Annotated in this window: 6 protein-coding genes and 1 pseudogene; 6 read left to right on the top strand and 1 reads right to left on the bottom strand. The window is 45.5% G+C overall.

The genetic code is table 11. The features are described from left to right. The 6 genes and pseudogenes from B9J87_RS16615 to B9J87_RS17950 all read left to right on the top strand — a co-directional run. Positions 1-165 (top strand): AlpA family phage regulatory protein (locus B9J87_RS16615; RefSeq protein ID WP_094151795.1); only part of this gene is annotated, 165 nt, incomplete at its 5' end. Positions 166-246: 81 nt separating this feature from the next. Beyond that, a complete protein-coding gene (locus tag B9J87_RS16610; RefSeq protein WP_019827556.1) occupies positions 247-687 on the top strand; it encodes a ribonuclease HI in 441 nt (146 codons plus the stop codon). A 209-nt stretch (positions 688-896) separates the two neighbouring features. Next, positions 897-3,092 (top strand): T6SS effector antibacterial DNase, encoded by a 2,196-nt coding sequence (locus B9J87_RS16605; RefSeq protein WP_254918151.1) that lies wholly within the window; start codon positions 897-899, stop codon positions 3,090-3,092. Further along, positions 3,083-3,418 carry a hypothetical protein gene (locus B9J87_RS17955; protein WP_254918150.1) on the top strand — a complete coding sequence of 112 codons (336 nt, stop codon included), beginning with the start codon at positions 3,083-3,085 and terminating at the stop codon, positions 3,416-3,418. Before B9J87_RS16605 ends, B9J87_RS17955 begins: the two co-directional genes overlap by 10 nt. Next, positions 3,419-3,829, top strand: coding sequence for a hypothetical protein (locus B9J87_RS16600; RefSeq protein WP_094151793.1), 411 nt, complete (start codon positions 3,419-3,421; stop codon positions 3,827-3,829). A 212-nt stretch (positions 3,830-4,041) separates the two neighbouring features. After that, positions 4,042-4,149: pseudogene (locus B9J87_RS17950) on the top strand (hypothetical protein); the annotation flags it as partial. 306 nt (positions 4,150-4,455) lie between these two features. Here B9J87_RS17950 and B9J87_RS16590 read toward each other — a convergent pair. Beyond that, the coding region (locus B9J87_RS16590; RefSeq protein ID WP_141201591.1) for a transposase at positions 4,456-4,719 on the bottom strand (264 nt) is incomplete at its 5' end.

Genomic DNA, 4,719 nt, shown 5'->3' with positions numbered 1-4,719 from the left:
ACAGGGCTAGGCCGCTCCACTATCTATAAGTTCATGGCTGATGAAACCGATTTTCCGAAGAGTGTGCCACTCGGTGGACGAGCGGTAGCTTGGGTCGAAAGTGAAATAGAGGAATGGATGGAATCGCGTCTGAGCATGAGAGACAACGCAGAATCCTTTCAGTAACACAAACAGCAAATCACATCATCAACGGGGCGCTGGCTAAGCAAAGTCATGCGCCCTTTTTGCAATTAGAGAGAGATAAAAATGAGTTATTCAATTTACGTAGACGGCGCTGCACCAAACAACCAACACGGATGTACACGAGGTGGTATCGGGCTGGTGGTCATGGATGAAGACAACGAGATTGTTCATGAAGAGAGCATCACCATCAATCGAAAAACCGACAATGCTGAGCTGGAACTACTGGCCTTAATTGAAGCATTGGAATACGCAGAAGATGGAGATGTTATCTATTCGGACAGTGATTACTGTGTGAAAGGTTTCAACATCTGGATGGACGATTGGAAAGACCGAGGTTGGCGTCGAGCGGATAAGAAACCGGTTAAAAACCGCCAGCTTTGGCAACAAGTGGACGAGTTGAGTTCTAGGAAGTATGTCGAGGTATTTAAGGTCAAAGCACATTCGGGCATTGAAGGGAATGAAAGAGCTGACCTGTTGGCGGTTGAAGCTGCGGAAGCTGACTAATACAAGAATTCATAGTTTGGGAGGGTAACACCTCTCAAGCTATGCCCTATTTTTTGTTTGGGCTAAGTTGGTTAATGATGAAGTCATTATCAATAGGTTTGGATGTAGTGGGTGAAAATCACAATGTCTGCAATTGGTAGACCGAACTTATGGTTATAAATCCTGCAATTACGACTGTTTAGGTAGAATACGCCTATTGAAAGTAGCAGATGGATTTAACTGTGGGTTATCGAGTGGTACGGTTAACCGAACTGATGGCATATGAGTTCGGTCAGGTTGAAGGTGACATTGGTCGGCTGGACGAAAGAGCGTTAGGCTCAGCACTCCCTCAGGGGATGAGCTATTCCAGTTTTATGGACAAGCTGAAAAGTGGTGAGTTAGCCTTGTTGACCGATTCCCCTTCAAAGCCTGTGATGCTCCGAGATGGCATGAGCAAATCATGGAGCTTGTCGGCGGAAGGGCAAGAGGCGTTATCGCCAGAAGCGAAAAGTGCCTACCTGTCCAGAACAAAAATGTCTGGCGGTGCGGCTGGCAGTGCTGCGCCCACTCAAAGCGCCGCTGGTTATGCGCCTAACATTGAAGAGACCTACGTTCCTGAGCCCGTAAAACCTGATACCTCAGATGCACCACCAAAACTGCAATACGAATATTGCTTTGAAGTGGCTTGCTCGGATGAGACGTTTAGAAAAAGCGTGGGGTATGCGTTTGAACTGGCGAAAACCAAACAAGAATCCCTGATTGGCCGTTGGCAGACGGAGGCAACCGAGCACGGTACAAAATATACGGCTCATACCGCCTTTGATGAACCGAAAAAATTAGTCGCTAAAGTAGCGTCCAATGCTCTGGGTATTAGCGTTCCCGACAATGTGCAGGTGAAGCCTATAGGCTCTGGTGTAGTGCGAGAAGCCTTTATCCCAGTTGTCCCCTCAGTGCAGCTTGGTGAGCGTTTGGGGCTACCAACAGAAGGCTACTACTACCATTTCTACAATGGCCGTTTAGTTCAAGAATACAAGCTGCTAGGAAATGGCAAGTGGGCCTTCTACGCGACACGCTCCACTCACGAGCAGCTTAATGATGAGCAAGGCTACAACATCTATCAAAGTGCCATTCTGGTTTACTGGAAGCTCGAAGGTAAAGACGTTGAAAACCAACATCTGATTTATCTTGAACAGCCAATTACCCGAGAAGAGCTAGACAACCTCGATGATGACTGGTTGGCTCAACATGGTATTAAACTTGATATCAACGAATTGCTTGCTGCGCCCAAGCAACCTGTCGCAGAAAGACAAACCATTCAACCCTCGGACACAGAGAAAGCAGAGAGTAAACCAGAAACGCATACTGTTGGAACGGACTCTAAGACCAACCAACGAGGATCATGGGGAGCCATTGCAGAGCAATATGGTTTGTCGGCGAAACAATTACTGGATTTGAATCCGCAGTACAATGCCGATCCGATGTCATTGAAAGTCGGGGATACGCTGACCGTTAAGGCCGTCGAACAAAACCAGAGCACTCCAGAAAAAGCGACCGATTTACCTCCGCTTTCCCCTTGCACCTATAGCTGCTTGGCGAACACGCATTATGATTACTCTGATTCGCTTATCTCAGGAACCCAGTTTAAGGCGATAAACAGCGATAGTCTGTTCGAGAAAGAATTGCCCGTCACGAACTTAACCACCATCACCACGGCTTCTAAAGCCACCGACTATGGAAAAACGGCACTCCTTGCGATCCCCGCAAATGGCGCGGCAACGAACCTTGGTATTCTCAGTAGCAATACGACCAATACGATTGGTACGTGGTCGATTTCAGGAGAAGCGTTAGCAGGCTTTGCTCGAATGGGTGGCTTTCTAGTGGCCGCTTTATGGCCGTCTCAGCTTGCGGATGGTACCTTAGAAGGAAATCCAGATTTTGCGACCGGTGACACTACGACGATGCGTGTCCGTTTCAATATGTATACGGACGAAAATGGTAAACAGCAAGTGGTTGGCATCAAAACGGGAGAGGGGAGCGCCTATGGTGAGCGAGTTGCGAAGCGTGAAGCTGTACAACAAGGACAACACTTTGTTGCTGAGCTAGAGAATGGAATTACCATTACATGGACACCGGATGGCTCAACGGATGTACTAACCCCTGATACTGTATTGCCCGAAAATGATGAGCTCGATGTACACAACATTTGGGTGCGCCCGATTGAAGAGCATGAACAAGAGATAGGTACAGCGCTCTATCCCGAGGACGATCTTGCCGAGTATATTGTGACTTTCCCTGCGGATTCTGGCGTGTCCCCCTTGTACTTAGTATTTAATAAGCGTAGTGCTGGAATTACTAAGGTAAAACCACTGGAAGTAGGCACTTATGGCGACTTAGCGCCAAGAAGCAAAAAGGATGGATGGATATAGATCATATTCCATCTCAGGCGGCATTGTTAAGAGCTGCGGAAGAAATGCTTGGACGTCCTTTAACTGCTGATGAAAAGAAAGAAATTATTAACTCAGGTGCTGGAGTAGCGATCCCGAGAGAGATTCATCAAAAGTGTAGTGAAACATATGGTGGAAGAAATAAACTTGAAAAGCAGCAAGTTGATTCAGGTGATCTAGATGCGGCAGTAAATTCGAATTTTGATGCGATTAAGACATGTTTAAAAGAAAATGGCTACACTGATGAGCAACTTGAGGACGCTAGAGAAGAGCTCCACCGCTTAAATAAAGCAAACGGATGGTATTAGATGAACTATTTAGATTTTATTGGCTGCACTTATCAAGACCTTGTGAAAAACCCTAAGTTTGCAGCGTTAATAACAGGTAATGTGCCATCGACGATGGATGGCTACACTGAAGAATTTTACATTCGAACTTTTGATAATGGGCTGGAGTTTCAATTTGACGCAAACAGCAGCGTTCTAAAATTGATTGTTGCCACGAATCCTAACTTCTTTATGGATGACTTAAAGAATATCTCATCCAAGGAACTAGTTCATCAGATGATGGGGAAGCCTGTTGAGTCGATGTTAGAGAAAAAAGTACCAGTACTTGGTGTTGTCGGAGCTTGGGACAAGTACAAGTCTGTGAATGGTCATACTATTCAAGCCTTATATGAAGTTGGTTCTACCAAGGTCAAGAGTGTTTTTTATCGATAACATATACCTTCAAACTGGTGTATAGAAGCAAAAAAGAATGGGGAGCATCACGCTCCCCATTGTTATTTTTACCGCTGCTGGTGAAGTTACTTTTCTTTGCTGGCTTCACTGCCTTCAGACATTGTGATAGCTGGAAGAAGAAAAACTGGCGTAGAGCGGATTAAAGCACGATTTTAAATAACCGCTTGTGGTAGACAGTCGATGCTCTTCTCTCTGAAAGGTACGTCGAAGTCAAAAAGGTTAGAGCGCATTTTGGTGTCAGAGGGAATGAGATAGCGGACTCACTAGCCGTTGATGCCGCTAGAAGTGATATCGATTGATGTAATAATGCGGTTTGTAGGCTCAATCTAACAAGCCGCTATTGCCTGTTATTTGCGTTTTTCTAGATAACATATATCTGAAGGTGGATACGATGAGGAAGCGAGAGCGGGCATTAGACCAACCGCTCTCTTAGCAAGTTTTTGCCCCATTCCTTCTTTACGGCAAAGAGCACTATTGTCAACTGTACTATGCGTAGCCCTAATAAAACTTATCTCTGATGAACGGTGGAACCGTGTCAGGGCGAAATGTTGCTTTTAAGAAATTTATCAGTTGTTCTTTGTTGTGTCTGGGTTCATAAATTGGGTTCATCCGGAAAATCGATACTTCGCCTCATGACTGGCTTTGATTTTTAACTCAAAAAATTCCCAATCACGATACCCATAGGCGACTTTGTTCAGCGTCTTTATTCGGTTGTTCACACCCTCTACTCGACCACTACTCATCCTTTTATCATAAAATGCCAATATCCCATCCTTATGCTTCCTCAGGGTCTTAGTAAACTTCTCTAGCATCACAATGCCTGAGTGGTTCGCTTCATCTATCCAGCTTTCTAGCCATCTCTCACCCTC

Source organism: Vibrio sp. V19_P1S1T109, assembly GCF_002241375.1.
Taxonomy (GTDB): Bacteria; Pseudomonadota; Gammaproteobacteria; order Enterobacterales; family Vibrionaceae; genus Vibrio; species Vibrio anguillarum.
Note: the sequence above shows the minus strand (reverse complement) of the source record. Positions and strands in the feature narration are given on the sequence as shown.